Here is a 21383-nt window from a genome sequence, read left to right as displayed (position 1 = left end):
CCACCTGGCACAGGAGTCATTGGCCCGAAACAGACAGTGGGAGCGGGCTTGCCCCGCGAAGCGCCGCGCGGGCGGCGCTCGATTTGTGCATCACCTCAAAACCCAAGGCATACACATGGACGCCTCCAACCAAACTCTCGCCTGACAGATTGGAGCCCCACCCCACGAGAATCAGAAACCCCCTACAAGACCCTCAGAATCGTCCTACTTGCCGCCTCAGCCCGGAGAAAACAAGATCTGCACTGGATGACAATCCAGGGGAAACTCCGCATGCACCTGTACGCTCGCTCCATCGCCGAACTGCGCAGCAGCCTGCGCGAAATGCTGGCCCATGACATCAGCAACCCCGATGAAGACCCGCACCTGTCGGGGGTGATGTTTTTCTGTGCTACCGATGAACAGACCCGCTTGCTGATCGAACGCATCGAGCTATTGGCCAGCGAGGTGTTTTTCGACCCGAACGGGCGGGCCATTGCCGACCATATGAGGGCGGCCGTGGTGGACGGTGTGCGCATCAAGCGCAACCGCAAGGCGCCGGCGGACGAGACGGTGATACGCATAGCGGTGGCGGACAAAGGCTATATCACGGTGAGTACGGCCCGGCTCTGAGCGCCTGCCATACCATTTTCTGCGCCTGGGAGACCGAGCGCCGCCCGCGCGGCGCTTCGCAGCACAAGGCTGCTCCTACATCTGTTTCGGGCCAGTTATTCCTGAGGTAAGGGCGCGCGGCCCCTTGGCGTCCACCTCGATATCGTGTTGGACCAACAAGGCGGTCGCGCGCGCTGGCACAGGCGTTATTGGCACAAAACAGATGTAGGAGCAGCCTTGTGCTGCGAAGCGCCGCGCGGGCGGCGCTCGATCTGGCAAGCGCTGAAGATGTTGTGCCCAGCACCAGCGGCCCCATGCCCTTCCCCGGCCAATCCGCTATCCTGAGCATTCCCCCGCCCCGGACCGCCCCATGGAACTGCACATTCGCCTGGAGGGCCGCAAAGGCCTGGCCGACCAGCTTTACCAGCAATTGCGCACCGGTATCGACAGCGGCCACCTGGCCGCCGGCACCCAGCTGCCACCAACCCGCCTGCTGGCCGAGCAACTGGGCGTATCGCGCAAGACCGTGGCCGAAGCTTATTCACGGCTGACCTACGACAACCTGCTCAGCGGCGTGGTCGGCCGTGGCACTTTCATCACCCCACGCCAGCCACTGCGCACCGTTGAATCAACCACCATCCCCCTGGCGAGCGCCGCCGCCCTCGAACGCTGGCAGCAGCGCGCCACCGTGCTGAGTCAGCGCCAGCTGGAGGCACCCTCACGCTATGACTTCATCGGTGGTGCCTCAAGCAAGGCGCAGTTCCCGTTCGATCAATGGCGCACGTGCCTGAACTATGCCCTGCGCCGCAGCCAGCGCCACCCCGAGCGGCAATTCCCGGCCCAGGGCCTGCCAGAGCTGCGCGAAGCCATCGCCCACCACATCGCCTACGCCCGCGGCGTGCACTGCAGCGCCGCCGACCTGCTGGTATGCAACGGCGCCCAGCAGGCGCTGGACCTGATCGCCCGGGTGCTGGTCGAGCCAGGTTGCCAGGTGGCCATGGAAGACCCCGGCTACCCGCCGGCGCGGCAACTGTTCCTGGCCCTGGGCGCGCGCCTGCAATCCGTGCCGGTGGATGATGAAGGCCTGTGCGTGGAGCAGATCGCCGATGGCACCCGGCTGATCTACGTAACGCCCTCGCACCAGTTCCCGCTGGGCATGCCAATGAGCGAGCCACGCCGGCACGCCCTGCTGGCACGGGCCGCCGACTTGGGTGCGTTGATTATCGAAGACGATTACGACTGCGAGTTCCGCTACCACGGGCCGTCCTCGGACGCCTTGCAGCGCCTCGACCGGCATGGCCTGGTGGCTTATGTGGGGACCTTTTCCAAAACCCTGCTTTCGGAACTGCGCCTGGGCTTTGCCGTGCTTCCGCCCGCCGTATTGCAGGCCGCCTGCGTGGCCAAGCACCTGAGTGACTGGCACAGCCCGACCTTGTTGCAGTGGGCGCTGGCGCGCTTCCTTGGCGAAGGCCACCTGAACAAGCACATCCGCCGTTGTCACGAAGTCTACAGCGCCCGCCGCGAGCGCATACTGGCGCGCCTGGGCGACGATCTGGCGCCGTGGTTCAGCGCAATCCCCGCCAGCGCGGGCTTTCACCTCAGCGCCTTGGCCAAGCCCGGGGTCGATGTCGAGCTGCTGGCCAACCTCGCGCGCAAGGTGGAGGTCGGCCTGTACTCGCTGGCGCCATTCTTCAGCGAAGCGCCGGTGCGCCCAGGGCTATTGATGGGCTTCGGTGCCATCGAGCTGCTGGATATCGACCCGGCGCTGGACCGGGTGCGCGATACCCTGCAACGCCTCAGCTGACCGGCGCAGCCTTGCCCGCCACAGCCGGGCGGGCAATGGCTGCGGCATAGCCACGCGGACTGAAGCACGCAGTTACCAGCAGCATCGCCAGCACGGTCACGGTCAGTAGCGTCCACGAAGCCTGGAAGTCGCCACTCACATCGCGCAACCAGCCGGTAATGTACGGCACGATGCCGGTGATGATGAAGCCGATACCCTGCACGAACGCCGCCAGGCTGCCGGCCTCGGCAGGCGTCTTCAGGTGTTCCAGGGTCAGCGTCAGGCTCTGGCTGAAGCAGGCGCCCAGGCCAAAGCCGATCATCGCTACCCACAGCCCCGAGGCCAGCGTGGGCGCCAGCAGCAGGCCAAGGAAGCCCCCCAGCTGGATCGCCAGCGCCAGCCACAAGCCCGGGCGACGGTCGGCCCAGCGGCGCAGCAGCAGCGGCAAGCCCAGAGCGCCTGCTACCTGGAAGATCGTCATCAAGCCCACCAGGTCTGCGCCGCCCTGGGCGCTGCCGCCGTGCTCGATGTGATACGCCGGCAACCACGCCACCATGCTGGTGTAGCCGCCGTTGATCAGGCCGAAGTACAGGGCCAGCAACCAGGCCCGACGCGTGCCGAACCAGTGCCCACCCGTGGCGCCTGCCAGCTTCGGCGCCTGCTGGCGTGGCCGCAGCACGGCCCAGGCCAGCGCCGCCAGCAGCGCCGGAATTGCCCACAGGCCCAGGCCGGCCTGCCAGTGGCCGAAGTAGCCGCTGATATGTGGCCCGAGCACTGCCGCCAGGCCGCCACCACTCATCAGCGCCGCCGAATACAGGCCCATCGCCCCGGCCAGGCGCCCGGGGAACCAGCGGTTGACCAACCCCGGCATCATGCCTTGCACCACCGCCACGCCCAGGCCAGCGAGCACTGCACTGGCAATCAGCGCCCAGGCGCTATCCAGCTGCAGGCGCCACAGGCAGGCCAGAGCGATGGCTACCAGGCCACCGAGCATGCCGCCGTGTTCGCTGATCCAGCGCCGCAACCAAGGTTGCAGCAAGGGCACCAGGCCCATGCACAGCACCGGCAGCGCGGTCAGCAAGGCCGCTTGCTGGTAGCCCAGGCCGGTACTGCTGCGCATGGGTTCGAGTAACGGGCCGATACTGGTCAGGATCGGCCGCAGGTTCAGCGCCAGCAGGATCACCAGCAACAGGTTCAGTGCAGCTCTCATTGTGAATCGGTTCTCTTGTAGCAAGACCTGGCCATTATCCCGGCTTGGCCGGCTTGGCAGAAATGAAGAGATTGGATGCTTGTCAGTGGCCACCTGAATGGCCGATTGGCCTCCCGCTTATGTGCGCAATTGGCTATCGGGGTAGCCAATGGGCGGCGCTACAGTAGCGTCATCCCCACCCCACACCCTTTGGAGACAGCCATGCACAACCGTATCGAATGGGCCAAGCACGCCCCCGAAGCCTACAAAGCCATGGTCGGCCTGGAACAGGCCCTGGCCAAGAGCGGCCTGGAGAGCTCGCTGCTGGAACTGGTACGCCTGCGGGCCTCGCAGATCAACGGCTGCGCCTATTGCGTCAACCTGCATGCCAACGATGCGCGCAAGGCCGGCGAGACTGAGGCACGCCTGCAGACCTTGTGCGCGTGGCAGGAAACCGCCTACTTCACCCCGCGCGAACGTGCGGCACTGGCTTGGGTGGAGAGCCTGACCCGCTTGCCTGAACAGGGCGCGCCGCAGAGTCAATACGAAGCGCTGCAGGAACACTTCGAGCCGGCCGAGGTGGCCAACCTGACCTTGGCGATTGCCACCATCAATGCCTGGAACCGGTTCGGGGTCGGCTTTGCCATGGTGCCGGCCTGATCATTGCTGGTTGCCTGTGCCGGCCTCTTCGCGGCGGTTCGACGCCTCGATAAACCCGCACAGGTTACCCCACAGCATCTGAGTGCTGTGCAATGCCTGTGGGAGCGGGTTTACCCGCGAAAGGGCCGGTACAGGCAACACATCAACGCCCAGCCAACCGCGCCCGATAGCTACCGGGGCTCTGCCCGGTCCATTTCTTGAACGCCCGATGAAACGCACTGGGCTCCTGGAACCCCGCCTGCTCGGCAATTTCGGCAATACTCAACTCGCCTTCGCGCAAGCGCTCGAAGGCCATCGCCCGGCGCACCTCATCCTTGATCTGCTGGTAAGAACGCCCCTCCCGCTCCAGCTGCCGGCGGAAGGTACTGGCGCTGACCCCCTGCTGCTGCGCCAGCGCCGCCAGCGTCGGCCACTGCCCATAGCCGCGCGCGCGCAAATGCCGATACACCTCGGCCACCAGCCCGTTCTGGTTGCGAAAGCGGATCACCAACCCCTGCGGCGCGCTGCGCAAGAAGGTTTTCAGGGCTGCCAGGTCCTGCACCACCGGCAAGCGCAGGTAGGCACTGTCGAACTCCACCTCGGTGCGCCCACTGCCCAGGCGCAGGTCTGGCCCCCACAACAGCAGGTCGTCTTCCTGGGCCGGCCGGGATATCGCCAGTTCGGTGCGGTCGATAGCAATCCGCCGCCCGCCCAACCAGCACAGCATGCCGACCATCAACACCAGGTAGGTTTCCTCGGCATACACCCGGGTCAGCGGGTCGGCAATGCTCGACTGCACGCTGATCAACGCCCGCCCGCCACGCACCGTCAGGCTACCGCGCAGGTCACGCAGGAACAGGCCGAAACCGCCCATGCACTGGCGCAGGGCCTTTTCCAGGTTCGGCTCCAGGATCAGGCCCCGGCATATCAGGGCAAAACTGCCCAGCGGCATACCATGGCTGTCGAGGCGGAAAAACTCGTCGTCCAGGCGCTGGATCAACGCCAGCCACAGCTGGGCAAACGCCTTGGCCGGCACCCGCGCCTGGGGTTGCTCGAGCCATAGCGGGTCGATGCCCACCGCACGCAACTGCGCATCGCGTTCGGCCGGGCAATCGCGCAGGGCATGGAGCATGGCATTGAGGAAGTACACGGCGACCGAATCGCTATCGCGCATGGCGGTTTTCGCTGTCTATGCTGAGTGGCAAAAAGTGCCAGGTTGTTTGAACAGTTCCGGCATAGGCTGTAACAGAGCCTTTGCCTAGACTCGATCCCACTCCGGGACCGCCGGCCATTCTCGCAGAGCCTGGCCCGGTCCCGCCATGCCTTCGCAACTGGAGCTTCTATGAGCAGCGCAGAAATCTACGTCGTCAGTGCCGTCCGTTCAGCCATTGGTGGCTTTGGCGGTTCCCTCAAGGACCTGCCGCTGGCCGACCTTGCCAGCGCCGTGACCCGCGCCGCCATCGAGCGTTCGGGCGTAGCCGCCGAGCAAATCGGCCACCTGGTGATGGGCACGGTGATCCCGACCGAAGCGCGTGACGCCTACCTGGCCCGGGTGGCGGCAATGAACGCCGGCATCCCCAAGGAAACCCCGGCGTTCAACGTCAACCGCCTGTGCGGTTCGGGCCTGCAGGCCATCGTCTCGGCGGCCCAGGGCCTGCTGCTGGGTGACACCGACGTGGCCGTGGCAGCCGGCGCCGAATCCATGAGCCGTGGCCCGTACCTGCTGCCACAAGCGCGCTGGGGCGCACGCATGGGTGACCTGCAAGGTATCGACTACACCGTCGGCGTGCTGCACGACCCGTTCCAGCAGTTCCACATGGGCATCACCGCCGAGAACGTGGCGACCAAACACGGCATTACCCGCGAAATGCAGGACGAACTGGCCCTGACCAGCCAGCGCCGCGCCGCCCGCGCCATCGCCGAAGGCCGTTTCGCCAGCCAGATCGTGCCGCTGGAGCTAAAAACCCGTAAAGGCAGCGTGCAGTTCAGCGTCGACGAACATGTACGTGGCGACGTGACCGCCGAGCAACTGGCCGGCATGAAAGCGGTGTTCAAGAAAGACGGCAGCGTCACTGCCGGCAACGCCAGCGGCATCAACGATGGCGCGGCTGGCTTGGTGCTGGCCACCGGTGACGCTGTACGCCGCCTGGGCCTGAAACCATTGGCGCGCCTGGTGGGCTACGCGCATGCCGGGGTCGAACCCGAACTGATGGGCCTGGGCCCGATCCCGGCCACCCGCAAGGTGCTGGAAAAAACCGGCCTGAACGTGCAAGACCTGGACGTGATCGAGTCCAACGAAGCCTTCGCCGCCCAGGCCTGCGCCGTGGCGCGCGAGCTGGGCTTCGACCCGGAAAAGGTCAACCCCAACGGCTCGGGCATTTCCCTGGGCCACCCGGTGGGCGCCACCGGCGCAATCATCGCCACCAAGGCCATCCATGAACTGCAGCGCATCCAGGGCCGCTACGCCCTGGCCACCATGTGCATCGGCGGCGGCCAAGGCATCGCCGTGGTCTTCGAGCGCGTCTGAGGGAACCTGACACATGAGCATTGAACAAATTGCCGTGATCGGCGCCGGCACCATGGGTAACGGCATTGCCCAGGTTTGCGCGGTGGCTGGCTACCAGGTGTTGCTGGTGGATGTTTCCGAAGCGGCGCTGGAGCGCGGCGTGGCCACCTTGAGCAAGAACCTTGAACGCCAGGTCAGCAAAGGCACCCTCGACGCCGACAAGGCCGCTGCCGCAAAAACGCGCATCCGCACCAGCACCGACTACGCCCAGCTCAACGGTGCGCAGCTGGTGATCGAAGCGGCCACCGAAAACCTGCAACTCAAGCAGCACATCTTGCAACAGGTGGCAGCCAACGTCGCCGCCGACTGCCTGATCGCCACCAATACTTCGTCGCTGTCGGTCACCCAGTTGGCCGCCAGCATCGAGCACCCCGAGCGCTTCATCGGCGTGCACTTCTTCAACCCGGTGCCGATGATGGCGCTGGTCGAGATCATCCGCGGCCTGCAGACCAGCGACAGCACCTACGCCCAGGCGCTGGTGGTGACCGAAAAGGTCGGCAAGACCCCGATCACCGCCGGCAACCGCCCAGGGTTTGTGGTCAACCGCATCCTGGTGCCGATGATCAACGAAGCGATCTTCGTGCGCCAGGAAGGCTTGGCCAGTGCAGAGGACATCGACACCGGCATGCGCCTGGGCTGCAACCAGCCAATCGGCCCGCTGGCGCTGGCCGACCTGATCGGGCTGGACACCCTGCTGGCGATCATGGAGGCCTTCCATGAAGGCTTCAACGACAGCAAGTACCGCCCCGCCCCACTGCTCAAGGAAATGGTCGCCGCCGGTTGGCTGGGGCGCAAGAGCGGGCGCGGATTCTTTACCTACTGAGGAGCAAGCACCATGCCCCCGGTCAATGCCGCGATGCGCTGTGCCAACTTTGAAGAGCGACGTGACCGGGCCATGGCGCTGTTTGCCGAAAAGGGCTTTGGCCAGGTCAGCATGCGCGAGCTGGCGGCCCATGTGGGGCTGACCGCCGGCTCGCTGTACCATCACTTTCCCAGCAAGCAAGACTTGCTGTACGACCTGATCGAGGAGTTGTACGAGGAACTGCAGGCCACGCTGGATAAAGGGCGGCGGGCCATGGCCCGCGGGGCGTCGGCGTTGAGCTGCCTGATTGCCGCGCACTGGCAGCTGCATGCCGAGCAGCCACTGCAGTTTCGTCTGGCCGAGCGGGATTTCTGTTGCCTGAGCGAAGACCAGCAGGCGCGCCTGGCCTTGTTGCGCAAGCGTTATGAAGCGGGGTTGCTACGGCTGATTGCGCCGCAGGCGAAGTTGCAGGGGCAAGCCCTGGTGGCCACGGCGCATGTGGTGGCGACGTTGCTGAACCAGTTGCCTGGGTTGCTGAAGGCATTGCCCGAGGAACAGGGGCTGGGGTTGATGGAGAGCATGTTGGTGGGTGGGTTGGAGCGGACCCTGGGTTAACCTCTCAGGGCCTCTTCGCGGGTAAACCCGCGCCTACAAGTACCTCACCGATTTCGAAGGCGGAGGTAATCCTGTAGGAGCGGGTTCACCCGCGAACAGGCCTGTGCAGGTTAACGCAACAGGCTCTGGATCTGCTCATGCAGGGTATCCAGGTCAAACGGCTTGGCCAGGATCGGGGCCTTGCGGGTGATCGGGCTGCCAGACTCCAGGATCTCCGCCGGGTAGCCGCTGATGAAGATCACCTTCAGGTCCGGCCGCAGCTTCACCGCTGGCTCGGCAATCTCCACCCCGGAGATCCCGCCCGGCAGGCGGAAGTCCGTTACCATCAGGTCCAGGTGCGGCTTGCTGGCCAGAATGGCGAACGCTTGCTCGCCATCCTCGGCCACCAGCACGTGGTAGCCCTCGCCTGCCAGGTAGTCGCGCAAAATCATGCGAATCGCCGGTTCGTCCTCGACCACCAGCACCACATCTTGTGCATCTTCACTCATGTTAACGCCTTGAAATACTTACAGTTGGCCATCAGACCCCAGGCTCAGGCGGAGGTTGCCCGCGCTTGGTCGTTTTGTTGTTCGAATGTAGCCAGCGGCAGTTGCAAGGTGAAGGTGGCGCCTTTGCCCTCTTCACTCTCGACCACTATACGCCCGCCATGGGCGTGCACGATCTGTTCCGATATATACAGGCCCAACCCCAAGCCGCCGCTGGCCTGCTGGGTGGCGACCCGCTCGAACTGCTGGAAGATACGCTGCTGGTTGGCCGCACCAATGCCAATGCCATGATCCTGCACTTGCACGCAGGCCAGGCCGCCCTGCTCGAACACGCGCACCTGCACCGGTTTGCTCTCACCATAACGCAGGGCATTGGACAACAGGTTGGCCAGCACTTGCTCGATACGGAACTCGTCCCACTCGCCCAGCATCGGTTGGCAGCATTGCAATTCGATATGCGTTTCCCGCGCGCTGGCCTGGGCGGCAAAGTTTTCCACCAGGCCGCGTACCAGCTGGCCCAGGTCGAAGGCCTTGGGCCGCAACGACAGCTTGCCGGTGCGAATGCGCGACACATCGAGCATGTCTTCGACCAGGCGGATCAGGCTGTTGATCTGCCGCTCGTCGCGCTCGACCATGGCCTGCAGCTTGTCGCCACTGAAGGCCGCGAGGTTGCCGCGCGACAGGTGCAGCTTGCGCAGCTGGGTTTCCAGGATCAGCCCATTGAGTGGGGTACGCACCTCGTGCGAGACAATCGACATGAAATCGTCGCGCATGCGCACGGCATGCTCCAGCTCACCTCGCGCCGTTTGCAGCTGGGCCAGCAACAGTGCCTGCTCCTGGCGGCTGCGCTCCAGTGCCTGCAGCTGGCAGTCGAGCACCTTGCGCTGGCGGTACAGGTCGACGAACACCGATACCTTGCTCTTCACCGCCAAGGTGTCGAGCGGCTTGTACAGGAAGTCGACCGCGCCGCTTTCGTAGCCCTTGAAGGCATAGTTCATCTCGCGCCCGGCAGCAGTGACAAAGACGATGGGGATGTTGCGGGTCTTTTCCGTGCCGCGCATCAGCTCGGCCAGTTCGAAACCGTTCATGCCCGGCATCTGCACGTCAAGAATGGCCAAGGCGAACTCGTGTTCGAGCAACAGCGACAACGCCGCCTCGGCAGACTGGGCCTGGTGCACCTCGCGGTCTTCGCCCTGGATCAGGGCATCGAGGGCCAGCAGGTTTTCCGGCAGGTCGTCGACGATCAGCAGTTTGGCGATGGTGTGGCTTAGCATGCGCTGGGTTCCAGGGCGGCGAGCAACTGCTCGATACCACTCAGAGAAAGAATATGGTCGGGCTGGTGCAGGGCCAACGCGGCCTCCGGCATCAGCGCCACCTGTGCGTCGCGAGGGTCCTGGACCACCGTCCGGCCCCCATTATGCTTGATATAGGCCAGGCCTTCGGCACCATCCTCGTTGGCGCCGGTGAGCAGCACGCCAAGCAGCCCGGCGCCGTAGGCATCGGCCGCCGACATGAAGAGGTAATCGATTGCCGGGCGAGAAAAGTGCACCGGTGGCTCCTGGCTCAGCGACAGGGTCAGGTCGCGTTCCACCGACAAGTGATAACCGGGCCCGGCCACGTAGACCTGCCCGGCGCGCAGCGGCTCTTTGTCGCGCGCCTCGTGCACCGGCCGGTGCAGGCGGCGTTGCAGCACTTCAGCCAGCTGGCTGTGGCGGTCATCCGGCAGGTGCAATACGCACACCACCGGAATGGCAAAGCCGGCCGGCAACGCGCCCAGCACCGTAAACAGCGCCGTCACGCCGCCGGCCGAGGCGCCGATCACCACCGCGCGCACGCCGTTCATGACTTGCGGTAGATCCGTTCGGGCCTGACCAGCGGTTCGAAGCGCTCGCTGTAGGCGGAAAAGTCCACCGACTCCTTGCTGCCCAGCACCAGGAATCCGCGGTGGCACAGCGACTCATGGAACAGGCCGAGGGCGCGGTCCTGCAGTTCCTTGTTGAAGTAGATGAGCACGTTGCGGCACGACACCAACTGGGTCTCGGAGAACACGCTGTCGGTGGCCAGGCTGTGGTCGGCAAAGGTCACATTGTCGCGCAGGGTGCTGTCCATGATGGCGTTGCCATAGGCCGCCGTGTAGTACTCGGAAAAATCCCGACGCCCGCCGGCGATCCGGTAGTTCTCGGCGTACTCGCGCATGCTCTGCATCGAGTAGATGCCCTGCTTGGCCTTGTCCAGCGAATGCGGGTTGATGTCGGTGGCGTAGATGATGGTGCGCTCCAGCAGGCCTTCCTCGCGCAGCAGGATGGCCATCGAGTACACCTCCTCGCCCGTGCTGCAGCCGGCAATCCAGACCTTGATCGACGGCCAGGTGCGCAGCAGCGGTACCACTTCGTTGCGCAGCGCCAGGAAGTGCCCCGGGTCGCGGAACATCTCGCTGACCGGGATCGTCAGGTACTGCAGCAACTGCATGAACATGCCTGGGTCGTGCAGCACGCGCTCTTGCAGCGCCGACACCGTCAGGCAGTCGAACTGGCGCAGGGCATGCAGGATCCGGCGCTTGATCGAGGCGCCGGAATAATTGCGGAAATCGTAGCTGTACTTGAGGTAGATCGCCTCGATCAGCAAGCGGATTTCGATGTCGGTGTTACGTTCGCTAGTCAAATTCGCTCCAGTTGCGGCAGCCACACGCGGATCAGCGAGAACAGGCGGTCCAGGTCGATCGGTTTGGCCAGGTAATCATTGGCGCCCGCCTGCAGGCAACGCTGCTGGTCATCCTTCATCGCCTTGGCGGTCACGGCAATGATCGGCAGCTTGCGCCAACGCGGTTGCTGGCGGATCAGGCGGGTGGCCTCGAAACCGTCCATCTCAGGCATCATCACGTCCATCAGCACCAGGTCAATATCGTCATGCTGCTCCAGGCGCTCGATGGCCTCACGGCCGTTACGGCCGATCTCGACGATTGCGCCTTTGTGCTCCAGCGCGCTGGTGAGGGCAAAGATGTTGCGCACGTCGTCGTCCACCAGCAGCACCTTGCGGCCCTCGAACACCTTGTCGCGGCTGCGTGCAGTCTTGAGCATGCGCTGGCGTTCATTGGACAACTGCGATTCGACCTTGTGCAGGAACAGTGTCACTTCGTCGAGCAGGCGCTCTGGCGAGCGTGCGCCCTTGATGATGATCGACCGCGAGTACTTGAGCAGGTCGGCTTCTTCTTCGCGGGTCAGGTTGCGCCCGGTGTACACGATCACCGGTGGGAAGGCGCGGATATCTTCGGCGGTCATGCGCTTAAGCAACTCGTTGCCGAGCATGTCCGGCAGCTTGAGGTCGATGATCATGCAGTCGTAGATATTCTCGCGCAGCAGCGCGAGGGCATCCTGGGCCATGGCCACGGCGGTGATCTCGACATCGTCGTCGCCGATCAGGCGGGCAATGCTCTCGCGCTGCAGGTCGTCGTCTTCCACCAGCAGGATGTGCTTGAGCTTCTGCGTGAGTTTGGCCTCCAGGCGGGCGAACACGGCCTTCAGTTCTTCGCGGCTGGTCGGTTTGACGGCGTAGCCGACGGCGCCCATGTGCATGGCGGCCTCGACCCGGTCTTCCACAGAAATGATATGCACCGGAATGTGCCGGGTACTGGCCTGTTCCTTCAGGCGTTGCAGCACGGTCAGGCCGGAATGGTCAGGCAGGCGCATGTCCAGCAGGATCGCGTCGGGGATGTACTGGGCAGCCAGCTCGAAACCTTCGTCGGCACCCTGCGCCACCAGGCAGCTGTAGCCCAGCTCGTGGGCCAGGTCGAAGAGGATGCGGGCGAAGTTCGGCTCGTCTTCGATCACCAGGATACAGCGGTTGCCGAACGGCGCGCGCTCGCGGTCGTCGGCAAACGCCAGCACTGGGCGTTTCGGCGCAGCCACCACCGGCACCTGTGGGGCGGGTGGCAGCGTATCGACCGCCGGGCGCAGGCTGAGTGGTTCGATGTCCTGCCCCACTCGCTCATAGCGCTCCGGCAGGATCAGGCTGAACACACTGCCCTGGCCAGGGCTGCTGTCGACACTGATCTGCCCGCCGAGCAAATGCGCCAGATCGCGGGAGATCGACAGGCCCAGGCCGGTGCCGCCATAGCGGCGGTTACTGGTGCCATCTACCTGGTGGAAGGCACCGAAAATCGCCTGCTGCTGGTCGGCGGCAATGCCAATGCCGGTATCGCGCACGGCAAACACGATGCCCGTGCCAGGCTGGTAGCCGATGTTCAAGCTGACCTGGCCGCGTTCGGTGAACTTGATGGCGTTGGACAGCAGGTTCTTGAGGATCTGCTCCAGGCGCTGGCGGTCAGTAAACAGGGTAACCGGCACCTGCGCTTCGGCGTTGACCTCGAAGGCCAGGCCCTTGTGCCCGGCCAACGGCTCGAACATGCCGCGCAAGCCTTCGACCAGGCGTTCCACCTGGGTGCTTTCGGGGCGCACTTCAAGCTTGCCGGCCTCGACCTTGGCGATGTCGAGAATGTCGTTGATCAGGTTGAGCAAGTCGTTGCCGGCCGAGTAGATGGACTCGGCGAACTTCACCTGTTCGTCGCTGAGGTTGCCTTCGCCGTTCTCCGCCAGCAGCTTGGCCAGGATCAGCGAACTGTTCAGCGGCGTACGCAGCTCGTGGGACATGTTGGCAAGGAATTCGGACTTGTACTTGCTTGAACGCTGCAGCTCGTCGGCACGCGCCAGCAGTTCTTCCTGGGCCTGGGTCAGTTCGTCGTTCTTGCGGTCCAGCGCTTCGGTGCGTTCGGACAACTGCTCGTTGGTCTGCTCCAGTTCCGCTTGCTGGGTTTCCAGGTGGGCCTGGGATTCCTTGAGTACGCGGGACTGTTCCTCCAGCTCTTCGTTGGCGGTTTTCAGCTCTTCCTGCTGCACTTGCAGCTCTTCGTTCAGCTGCTGGGTTTCGGCCAGCACTTCCTGCAGGCGCTGGCGGTAGCGGGCGCTTTCGATGGAGATGCCGAGGTTGCCGCGCACCCGCTGCAGCAGTTCCCCGTCGCGCTCCTGCAAGGGCCGCAGGAAGCCCAGCTCCAGCACGCCGTTGATCTGCCCGCCGTCGCTGGCCGGCATCAGCACGGCGCTACGTGGCAGGCCCTTGCCCAGGCCGGAACTGAGGCGGAAGTAGTCTTCGGGCAGGTCGTCCAGGCGCAGCAGCCGCCCTTCGCGCACCGCCTGGGCCAGCAGGCCCTCGTGGTCGCCCAGCACCTGTTCACGGGCCAATTCCTCGGCATCCAGGCCATAGCTGGCCACGCGCACCAGGCGGCCGTGCTCGTCACGCACGTACAACGCCCCCACCACACTGCCCAGGTAAGCGGCGAAGAAGCGCAGGATGTTGTCACCAAGCATGGGCAGGGTCAGCTGGCCCAATACCTGCTCGGCCAGCTGGGTCTGCCCGTTGCGCAGCCAGGCCTGGTGTTCCAGGCGTTCGGCCGAGCGCTGCTGGGCCTTGAGGTTTTCGTCGTAGGTGCCAGACAACGCCAGCAGGTCGCGACGCCCCAGGTAGGCCAGCAAAGCGCTGAGGCCGACGATGAACAGCACAAATGCCGAAATTGTCGTCACGGTGACGGTGCTGACCTTCTCGTTGCGGGCCATGCGCAATTGCTGCTCAGTGCCGATGAGGTTGTCGAACTCCTTGCGGATTTCATCTGTCAGGCGCTTGCCGCGCCCGTTGCCGATCAACTCCCTGAAGGCCCCGTCGTTACGGCGCAGGGTAATCATGTTGCCGCCGAATTCGTTCCACGCTTGCTGCAGCGCAATAAGCCTGTCGATGCGGTCGACCTGCTGCGGGTTGTCCTCGACCATGCCGCGCAAGCTTTGCAGGCTACTGAGAATGCGCGGTTTAGCCACCTCGTAGGGGTCGAGGAAGCGCTCATCACCGGTCAGCAGGAAGCCGCGCATGCCGGTTTCCATGTCGATCGACAGCTTGACCGTTTCGTTGGCATTGCCGATCACCCGGTCGGTATGCTCGACCCACTGCATGGCCGACAGCAGGTAATTGATGACTGCGACGAAGGCCACCGCCCCCAGCAGGCCCACCCCCAGGGGCAGGCCGACGTTGCGGCTCAATAGCTTGCGAAAGCTGCGCTGGTCCATCGAGGCTGCTTGAATCATGAGAAAACGCCCGAGCAAGAAGTCCATTGAAAAGAGTGGCGGATCAATCGTTATTGTTAACTGCCACTGCGCCATCCTGTTAAGCGAGTCTAACCAGCTTTGCCGGGTCTGGCAGGGCATTTAGCCAGTATTTGAAGGTGGTGTGCGCCAAACGTTCCATCTGATTGCGTGGATCGGTATCCTCGGGAACTTCTGTTGCCGTCCGGCGCACAGATTAAAGACATTCATTTGCACAGGATCCGAACCATGCACCTTCTGGTAGTCGAAGACGACGACATCGTACGCATGCTGATGGTCGAAGTGCTCGACGAGCTGGGCTATACGGTCATCGAGGCGGAAGATGCCAGCGCAGCGCTGCGCGTTCTCGAGGACCCGGCCCAGGCACTGGCGCTGATGATGACCGACGTGGGGCTGCCGGACATGCGCGGCGAAGCACTGGCGGCCAAAGCGCGCGAACTGCGGCCTTTACTGCCGGTGCTGTTTGCCAGTGGCTATGCCGAAAATCTGAATGTGCCGGAGGGCATGCACCTGATTGGCAAGCCGTTCAGCATCGATCAGCTGCGGGACAAGGTTGTGGCCATTCTGGGTAACCCGTGAGACCGCGGCGCCTGCTTCGCGGGTAAACCCGCTCCTACAGGGTTCCCACAATATTCATGGTGGTGATGTACCTGTGGGAGCGGGTTTACCCGCGAAGAGGCCAGCACAGGCAACCGACCTCACAGCTCCCTACGCAACAGGTAGGTATCCATGATCCAGCCCTTGCGCGCCCTCGCCCGCTCGCGCACCGCCAGGATCTGCGCCTTCACCGCCTGCAACGGCCCGGCAATCAGCACTTCATCCTCGGTACCCAGATAAGCACCCCAGTAGATCACCAACGCCGGATCTTCAAGCTGGGCAAACGCGCACTGCCCGTCGAGCATCACCAGCACATTGTCGATGCGCCCCTGCCCGGCCAGGCGCCGCCCTGGCAACACGGTCAGCGGCTCGCCGATACGGTTGAGCGGCACCTGATGCCGCGCCGCCAGCGCCTGCACGCTGCTGATGCCCGGGATCACCCGCAAGCGCAGCGCCACCCCGCGTTCGCGGACCAGGTCGAGAATTCGCAGGGTGCTGTCATACAGGGTCGGCTCGCCCCACAGCAGAAAGGCGCCGGTTTCCCCGGCGCCAAGCGCCTGCTCGATCAGTTGGGCATACAGGGCAGCACGCTGGCGATGCCAGTCATGCACGGCCCCCGGGTAGTCATCCGCCTGACTGTCACGCAAGGGGTCGGCCACCTGCACCAGGCGATAGCCGCCCTCGGGCCGGTAGCGTTGCAGGATGGCCTTGCGCAGGCGCACCAGCTCGTCCTTGTCGAGGCCCTTGTCGAGCACGAAGAACACGCTGGCGCTGCGTAGCGCTTCGACTGCTTCATAGGTGACCTGGCGCGGGTCACCCGGGCCAATGCCGATCAACAACAGGTCTTTCATTGCCCTGCCCCTTTGCCGCAACCAGCAGCCATTGTCGGGCGGCCGCCGGTATTTGGCAAAGCGACCGGTCAGAAGATGGAGAAGTTGTAGCTGACAATAACCCGCGTTTCGTCCATGTCACGCGCCCACTTTTCATAGTTGCTACGGTACGTGGAATTACGCAGGCGCACACTGACGTCCTTGAAAGTGCCACTTTGCACTTGGTACTTGAACTCGGTGTCGCGTTCCCATTCCTTGCCTTCGGCCATGCTGCCCGGCACCTTGATATTGTCACCGTTGATGTAACGGGTGAAGAAGGTCAGGCCAGGCACACCCAGCGCCTTGAAGTCATAGTCATAGCGCACCTGCCAGGAACGCTCCTGGGCGGCGGCAAAGTCGTTGACCTGGGCATAGTTGACCAGGTAAGGGTTGCTACCATCCAGGTACGGCATGGCACTGTCGCCATACATGCGCTGCCAGCCGGCACTGAGCTTGTGACCACCCAGGCTGTAACCGAGCATGCCGCTGAAGGCACGGTGGTCGATTGCGCCAGCGCGGGCATTGCCGATGTCATCGCTCTTGATCAGGCGCAGGTCGGCCGACAGGCTGCCCACCGCCAACGGCTGGCTGGCCACCAGGCCGAGGAAGTGCTGGCGGTAGATGTTTTCCAGCTTGGCCACCTGGTACTGGGCGCTGAACCGCTCGTTGAAACGGTAATCGACACCGGCCAGGTCAAAGTGGTCAGCCTCGATATCACAGGCATAGCGTTTGTTCTTGCAGTGCACGCGAATGTCCTGGCGGTCGGTGGAGTCGCGTGCGGTGTACTTGTCCAGGCGTGCCAGGGTGAACTTCAGGTCGCGCAGTTCTTCAGAGGTGAGCATGGCGCCATGAAACATGGTCGGCAGCAGGCGGCCGTCGTTGTACTTGAGCAGCGGCACATCCGGCATCATCGAACCGTACTTGAGCACGGTATTGGACACCTTGACCTTGGCGGCCAGGCCCATCTTCGCGTATTGGTCAGCTGAATGCCGCGGGTCATGACCAGAAGACGGCAGCAGGCCGCTGTTACTGTCCGCCGGGCTGGAGTCGAGTTTGAAGCCAAACATGCCCAGCGCATCCACGCCAAAACCTACTGGCCCCTGGGTATAACCCGACTGCACATTGAGGATGAAGCCTTGTGCCCACTCTTCGCGTTTGGACGCTCCCTGGCTGGAACTGCTGTGGCCGTCACGAAAATCCCGGTTGAAATAGACATTGCGTGCTTCGACCTTGGCACTGCTGTCTTCAAGAAAACCGGCGGCCTGGGCATTGACGCCGGCACACAACAGGAACAGGCCGGCAACACGGCGCCCGGGGGCGAGGGGGAAAGGGGCAAACATGCGAGGAAACATCCACAATCAAGACGAATTAACAACCTGTGGCACGCATTGGCCACGGTACTGCGACAGGGCCGAATAATAGCCGACCATCATCTGAAATGATCGCGCAAAGGCTCTGGCACGGGCCATTGGACCATGGTCTAGGCGCGCTGCAGGGCAGCCGCAAAAAAACCCGGAAATAGCGCACGCAAAACTAGGAAAGTTCCCACCTTACTTACAAAAAGTTTGCAGTTTACCCAGTACGCATGAATGACTACACTCGATATCAGCGAACAGCGGAACCCACCCGCGTGGCCGGCGTTTTTAATTTTCTTCAATGTTCGTCACGCCCTGCCACGACCGACGTACAGGAGTGATTACAGTGTCCAGACTTGCAGAGTTTCGTGCTGCCGAGAAAGCGCTCCAGGAACAGATGGCGCAACTGGAAGCGTTGAAAAAGGATGCCGGCCTCAAACGCGAAATCGAATTCGAGCAGAAACTAGTCGGCCTGATGAAAAGCTATGACAAGAGCCTGCGCGACATCATCGCCATCCTCGACCCGAAGGCCGTAAGCCGGGTTTCCAGCGCAGCACCCAAGCAACAACGCCGCCCGCGCGTGGTAAAGGTTTACCAAAACCCGCACACCGGCGAGCGGATCGAGACCAAAGGCGGCAACCACCGCGGGCTCAAGGCCTGGAAAGAAGAGTACGGCGCCGCCACGGTGGAAAGCTGGGTACGCTGATGAAACGTCAACACCCAGTTCACACTTTTTTCACAACCGCTGGCTCAGTATCGAGACAGCTAAAGGACTAGCGACCCCATCACGCGCCCGCACATGCGGGCCTCTAATTCCAGCGCCCTGCCTTGTGCAGGGCGCTTTCATTTGCGCAATCGGCGCACTGCCGTATCATGGCCAGCCTGTCTGTTTTGCCGGTGCCCTGCGCCCGGCCCCGTCTCAGGAGTTCCCATGAGCCTGCACGATCTGCAAACCCTGCCTGGCGTCACCGCCCAGCCGGATGCCGCCACCGCCCAGTTTGTCTTCAACCACACCATGCTGCGGGTCAAGGACATCGAGAAGTCCCTGGACTTCTACACCCGCGTACTGGGTTTCCGCCTGGTGGACAAGCGCGACTTCCCTGAAGCTGCCTTCAGCCTGTACTTCCTGGCCCTGGTCGACCCGGCGCAGATCCCCGCCGATGACACCGCACGCCACCAGTGGATGAAGTCGATCCCTGGCGTGCTGGAACTGACCCACAACCACGGCACCGAGCACGATGCCGCGTTCGCCTACCACAACGGCAACACCGACCCGCGCGGCTTTGGCCACATCTGCATTTCGGTACCGGACGTACGCGCCGCCTGCGCACGCTTCGAAGCGCTGGACGTACCGTTCCAGAAACGCCTGCAGGACGGGCGCATGAACCACCTGGCCTTCGTCAAGGACCCGGACGGTTACTGGGTCGAAGTGATCCAGCCGACCGAGCTGAAAGGCTAAGCGTTCGTCGGGCCGGGAACTCCCGGCCCCTTGCTGTGGTATATGAAGGTAACTGCTTCACATGCCACAGCGAGGTAAGGACGATGCAATCTCTTCACTGTGAATACCGCGAGCACACCATCACCGCCAGCGTGATGCCCCACCCCGACTCCCCCCTGCCCTATGCCGCCGGCTGCCTGATCACCGCACCCGATGGGCACACCAGCAAGCGCATGTCGATGCCGATGAAGTTTTTCTCAGACCTTGAGAATGCGCAGCATGTGTCGCTGGCCCATGGCCGGGCGCTGGTTGACCAGCAGCTGGATGACGGGCACAAGGTGTTCTGATTGGACTCTTGCCTGTGCCGGCCTCTTCGCGGCGGTTCGACGCCTCGATAAACCCGCTCCTACACCGAACGCGACCGATCCACAACCGTTGTAGGAGCTGGTTTATCGAGGCGTCGAACCGCCGCGAAGAGGCCGGCACAGGCGTAATCAGATATCCCGGGCGTACGCCACCGCCGCATCCACCTGCGCCCGCGTGGGCCTTACCCCGGTATACAGCACGAACTGCTCCAGCGCCTGCAACGCAATCACCTCCAACCCGGTGATCACCGGCTTGCCCAACGCCTGCGCCCGGCGTATCAATGGCGTGTGCGCCGGCATCGCGACCACATCGAATACCCGCTCCGCCGCAGCAATGGCGTTCTCGGAAAACGCCAGGTCTTGCGCCTGCGGCCCACCCGCCATACCGATCGGCGTCACGTTCACCAGCATCGGCGGGCAGACGTCCCCCAAATCTGGCACCCAGCGATAACCACAGACATCCGCCAGCTGCCGCCCTGCCTGCTCATTGCGCGCAACGATGATGCCTTCGGCAAACCCGGCATCGCGCAAGGCACTGGCCACGGCCTTGGCCATGCCGCCACTGCCGCACAGGGCAAAGGCCGTGCCCGGGTCGACCTGGTGCTGCGCCAGCAATTGGCGTACGGCCAGGTAATCGGTGTTGTAGGCCTTCAGGTGGCCATTGGTATTGACCAGGGTATTGACCGATTCGATGGCCGCCGCCGACGGGTCGATTTCATCGACCAGGGCCATGCAGGCTTCCTTGTAAGGCATCGACACCCCGCAACCGCGAATACCCAGAGCGCGGATACCCGCAACCGCCGCCGGCAGGTCATCGGTGCGCATCGCCTTGTAATAAAAGTCCAGGCCCAGCTGCTGGTACAGGTGGTTGTGAAAACGTACGCCGAAGGTGCCGGGGCGGCCGGCCAGGGAGATGCACAGTACGGTGTCCCTGCTTGGAGTTGTCGACATATCCTGCTCCTTTGTCATAACTGAAACGTTTGTTCAGCGTATCAGACACTACCACTGGTCGTCCCTTACACAACCTTTACCGTTCCCCTGTGCTCCGCTTACAGAGACTGGAGTCATAGTAGTAGGGCCCCTGCTTGGGGTCTCCCTGCGAGGTCGTTTTATGAACCGTTACGTCCCCGGAATCGCGCTGCTGGTCGGTGCCTTGGCCATCAGCGGGCCCGCTGCCGCGCACGGCGGCCATGGTGGCGGTGGCTGGTATTATGGGCCTGGGCCGCTATTGGGCGCGGCCGTGGTCGGCGCCGTGGTCGGGGCGACGGTTTATGGCGCGCGTGAGCGTACCGTGTACGTGGAGCGCCAACCGGTCTATTACCCGCCGCAACCGGTGTACGTGCAACCCCCGCCGCAGCCGGTGTACTACCAGCCGTACTATGTGCCAGCCCCTCCGCCGCCGGGCTATCGCACTTACTATGGCCCGCCGCCGGTGTATTACGGCCCGCCGCGCTGGTAAGGGTTGATAGAACTAATGACCACTATCGAGGAAGTTGATTTCAAACCCGTTTGGCTGCTGCGTATGGTAGAGCCATGTTTTCCAGGAGGTCCCCATGGCCACTATCCACATCATGTCCGTTATCGGCAGCGCCGTACCTGTTTCACTGCGTGAGCAAGGCCTGCTGGCGTGCTGGTACCTGGTCCGCAACGGCGAAGCCGTAAGCGGCCCGATGCCGACCCTGGCCTCGGCCCAGGCTTTGGCTGAACAGTTGCAGCCAGGCACTTTGGCCGCCTGACCCGAATTTGTTGTGCGTTGCTCCCTACGCCCTTATGGCCCGCCACTTGGCGGGCTTTTTTTTGCGCTGAAAAGCATCTGGGCCTAGAGGTGCTTGGCACAAGATTTTTATCGGCTTCGAGATCGAGCGCCGCCCGCGCGGCGCTTCGCAGCACAAGGCTGCTCCTACATCTGTTTCGGGCCAGTCACGCCTGTGAGGTCACCGCTGTCCGCC

At 63.5% G+C, this 21383-nt stretch carries 22 protein-coding genes; 12 read left to right on the top strand and 10 right to left on the bottom strand.

The window, feature by feature from the left end:
- The first annotated feature begins 270 nt into the window (after positions 1-270).
- The gene (locus ACIP1G_RS30710; protein ID WP_400744065.1) at positions 271-609 is read left to right on the top strand and encodes a hypothetical protein; all 339 of its coding nucleotides are present in this window, start codon (positions 271-273) and stop codon (positions 607-609) included.
- Between the two features lie 349 nt (positions 610-958).
- Positions 959-2392, top strand: a complete 1434-nt coding sequence (locus tag ACIP1G_RS30705; protein ID WP_400744062.1) for a PLP-dependent aminotransferase family protein — start codon at positions 959-961, stop codon at positions 2390-2392.
- On the opposite strand, the gene ACIP1G_RS30700 is transcribed toward ACIP1G_RS30705, so the two are convergent.
- A complete protein-coding gene (locus tag ACIP1G_RS30700; protein ID WP_400744059.1) occupies positions 2385-3581 on the bottom strand; it encodes a cyanate transporter in 1197 nt (398 codons plus the stop codon). The two genes, ACIP1G_RS30705 and ACIP1G_RS30700, sit on opposite strands and share 8 nt — an antisense overlap.
- Before the next feature lie 201 nt (positions 3582-3782).
- On the opposite strand from ACIP1G_RS30700, the gene ACIP1G_RS30695 reads away from it, so the two are divergent.
- Positions 3783-4220 (top strand): carboxymuconolactone decarboxylase family protein, encoded by a 438-nt coding sequence (locus tag ACIP1G_RS30695; protein ID WP_400744056.1) that lies wholly within the window; start codon positions 3783-3785, stop codon positions 4218-4220.
- Between the two features lie 142 nt (positions 4221-4362).
- On the opposite strand, the gene ACIP1G_RS30690 is transcribed toward ACIP1G_RS30695, so the two are convergent.
- Complete coding sequence (locus ACIP1G_RS30690) at positions 4363-5373, bottom strand: AraC family transcriptional regulator ligand-binding domain-containing protein (protein ID WP_400744054.1); 1011 nt, start codon at positions 5371-5373, stop codon at positions 4363-4365.
- A 168-nt stretch (positions 5374-5541) separates the two neighbouring features.
- Here ACIP1G_RS30690 and ACIP1G_RS30685 point away from each other — a divergent pair, with 168 nt between their 5' ends.
- Genes ACIP1G_RS30685 through ACIP1G_RS30675 form a run of 3 tightly spaced genes read left to right on the top strand, consistent with a single transcriptional unit; the run spans position 5542 to position 8182 of the window.
- Positions 5542-6726, top strand: coding sequence for an acetyl-CoA C-acyltransferase family protein (locus tag ACIP1G_RS30685; RefSeq protein ID WP_400744051.1), 1185 nt, complete (start codon positions 5542-5544; stop codon positions 6724-6726).
- Positions 6727-6739: 13 nt separating this feature from the next.
- Positions 6740-7588 (top strand): 3-hydroxybutyryl-CoA dehydrogenase, encoded by an 849-nt coding sequence (locus ACIP1G_RS30680; protein ID WP_400744049.1) that lies wholly within the window; start codon positions 6740-6742, stop codon positions 7586-7588.
- Positions 7589-7600: 12 nt separating this feature from the next.
- Positions 7601-8182, top strand: a complete 582-nt coding sequence (locus ACIP1G_RS30675) for a TetR/AcrR family transcriptional regulator (RefSeq protein WP_400744046.1) — start codon at positions 7601-7603, stop codon at positions 8180-8182.
- 110 nt (positions 8183-8292) lie between these two features.
- On the opposite strand, the gene ACIP1G_RS30670 is transcribed toward ACIP1G_RS30675, so the two are convergent.
- The 5 genes from ACIP1G_RS30670 to ACIP1G_RS30650 are packed head-to-tail and all read right to left on the bottom strand — an operon-like array spanning position 8293 to position 14792.
- Positions 8293-8670, bottom strand: a complete 378-nt coding sequence (locus ACIP1G_RS30670) for a response regulator (RefSeq protein WP_110743225.1) — start codon at positions 8668-8670, stop codon at positions 8293-8295.
- Positions 8671-8714: 44 nt separating this feature from the next.
- On the bottom strand, positions 8715-9941 hold the full coding sequence (locus ACIP1G_RS30665; protein WP_400744043.1) for an ATP-binding protein: 1227 nt from the start codon (positions 9939-9941) through the stop codon (positions 8715-8717).
- Positions 9935-10510 carry a chemotaxis protein CheB gene (locus ACIP1G_RS30660; protein WP_400744040.1) on the bottom strand — a complete coding sequence of 192 codons (576 nt, stop codon included), beginning with the start codon at positions 10508-10510 and terminating at the stop codon, positions 9935-9937. The genes ACIP1G_RS30665 and ACIP1G_RS30660 overlap by 7 nt, the downstream gene beginning before the upstream one ends.
- On the bottom strand, positions 10507-11328 hold the full coding sequence (locus tag ACIP1G_RS30655) for a CheR family methyltransferase (RefSeq protein WP_400744037.1): 822 nt from the start codon (positions 11326-11328) through the stop codon (positions 10507-10509). Before ACIP1G_RS30655 ends, ACIP1G_RS30660 begins: the two co-directional genes overlap by 4 nt.
- Positions 11325-14792, bottom strand: coding sequence for a response regulator (locus ACIP1G_RS30650; protein ID WP_400744034.1), 3468 nt, complete (start codon positions 14790-14792; stop codon positions 11325-11327). Before ACIP1G_RS30650 ends, ACIP1G_RS30655 begins: the two co-directional genes overlap by 4 nt.
- A 246-nt stretch (positions 14793-15038) precedes the next feature.
- Between ACIP1G_RS30650 and ACIP1G_RS30645 the strand changes: the two genes are divergently transcribed.
- Positions 15039-15389: a response regulator gene (locus ACIP1G_RS30645; protein ID WP_400744031.1), complete on the top strand. Its 351-nt coding sequence runs from the start codon at positions 15039-15041 to the stop codon at positions 15387-15389.
- Between the two features lie 119 nt (positions 15390-15508).
- Here the strand turns inward: ACIP1G_RS30645 and cobF are convergent, their stop codons facing one another.
- Together cobF and ACIP1G_RS30635 are read right to left on the bottom strand one after the other, a co-directional pair.
- Positions 15509-16258: a precorrin-6A synthase (deacetylating) gene (gene cobF / locus ACIP1G_RS30640; protein ID WP_400744029.1), complete on the bottom strand. Its 750-nt coding sequence runs from the start codon at positions 16256-16258 to the stop codon at positions 15509-15511.
- A 68-nt stretch (positions 16259-16326) separates the two neighbouring features.
- The gene (locus ACIP1G_RS30635) at positions 16327-17616 is read right to left on the bottom strand and encodes an OprD family porin (protein ID WP_400744026.1); all 1290 of its coding nucleotides are present in this window, start codon (positions 17614-17616) and stop codon (positions 16327-16329) included.
- Between the two features lie 361 nt (positions 17617-17977).
- Here ACIP1G_RS30635 and ACIP1G_RS30630 point away from each other — a divergent pair, with 361 nt between their 5' ends.
- From ACIP1G_RS30630 to ACIP1G_RS30620, 3 genes are all read left to right on the top strand, one after another.
- Positions 17978-18337, top strand: a complete 360-nt coding sequence (locus ACIP1G_RS30630; RefSeq protein ID WP_400744024.1) for a histone-like nucleoid-structuring protein, MvaT/MvaU family — start codon at positions 17978-17980, stop codon at positions 18335-18337.
- Between the two features lie 225 nt (positions 18338-18562).
- Positions 18563-19090, top strand: a complete 528-nt coding sequence (gene gloA, locus ACIP1G_RS30625) for a lactoylglutathione lyase (protein WP_400744022.1) — start codon at positions 18563-18565, stop codon at positions 19088-19090.
- 83 nt (positions 19091-19173) lie between these two features.
- Complete coding sequence (locus tag ACIP1G_RS30620) at positions 19174-19416, top strand: hypothetical protein (protein ID WP_016487634.1); 243 nt, start codon at positions 19174-19176, stop codon at positions 19414-19416.
- 147 nt (positions 19417-19563) lie between these two features.
- Here ACIP1G_RS30620 and ACIP1G_RS30615 read toward each other — a convergent pair whose 3' ends face one another.
- Entirely contained in the window at positions 19564-20385 is an 822-nt protein-coding gene (locus tag ACIP1G_RS30615; RefSeq protein ID WP_400744019.1) for a shikimate 5-dehydrogenase, read from the bottom strand.
- Positions 20386-20545: 160 nt separating this feature from the next.
- Here ACIP1G_RS30615 and ACIP1G_RS30610 point away from each other — a divergent pair, with 160 nt between their 5' ends.
- Together ACIP1G_RS30610 and ACIP1G_RS30605 are read left to right on the top strand one after the other, a co-directional pair.
- The gene (locus tag ACIP1G_RS30610) at positions 20546-20893 is read left to right on the top strand and encodes a hypothetical protein (protein WP_400744016.1); all 348 of its coding nucleotides are present in this window, start codon (positions 20546-20548) and stop codon (positions 20891-20893) included.
- Between the two features lie 94 nt (positions 20894-20987).
- Complete coding sequence (locus ACIP1G_RS30605; RefSeq protein WP_400744013.1) at positions 20988-21170, top strand: hypothetical protein; 183 nt, start codon at positions 20988-20990, stop codon at positions 21168-21170.
- The last annotated feature ends 213 nt before the right edge of the window (positions 21171-21383 follow it).

It is taken from the genome of Pseudomonas sp. NPDC089392, from assembly GCF_044749595.1.
GTDB lineage: Bacteria > Pseudomonadota > Gammaproteobacteria > Pseudomonadales > Pseudomonadaceae > Aquipseudomonas.
Note: the sequence above shows the minus strand (reverse complement) of the source record. Positions and strands in the feature narration are given on the sequence as shown.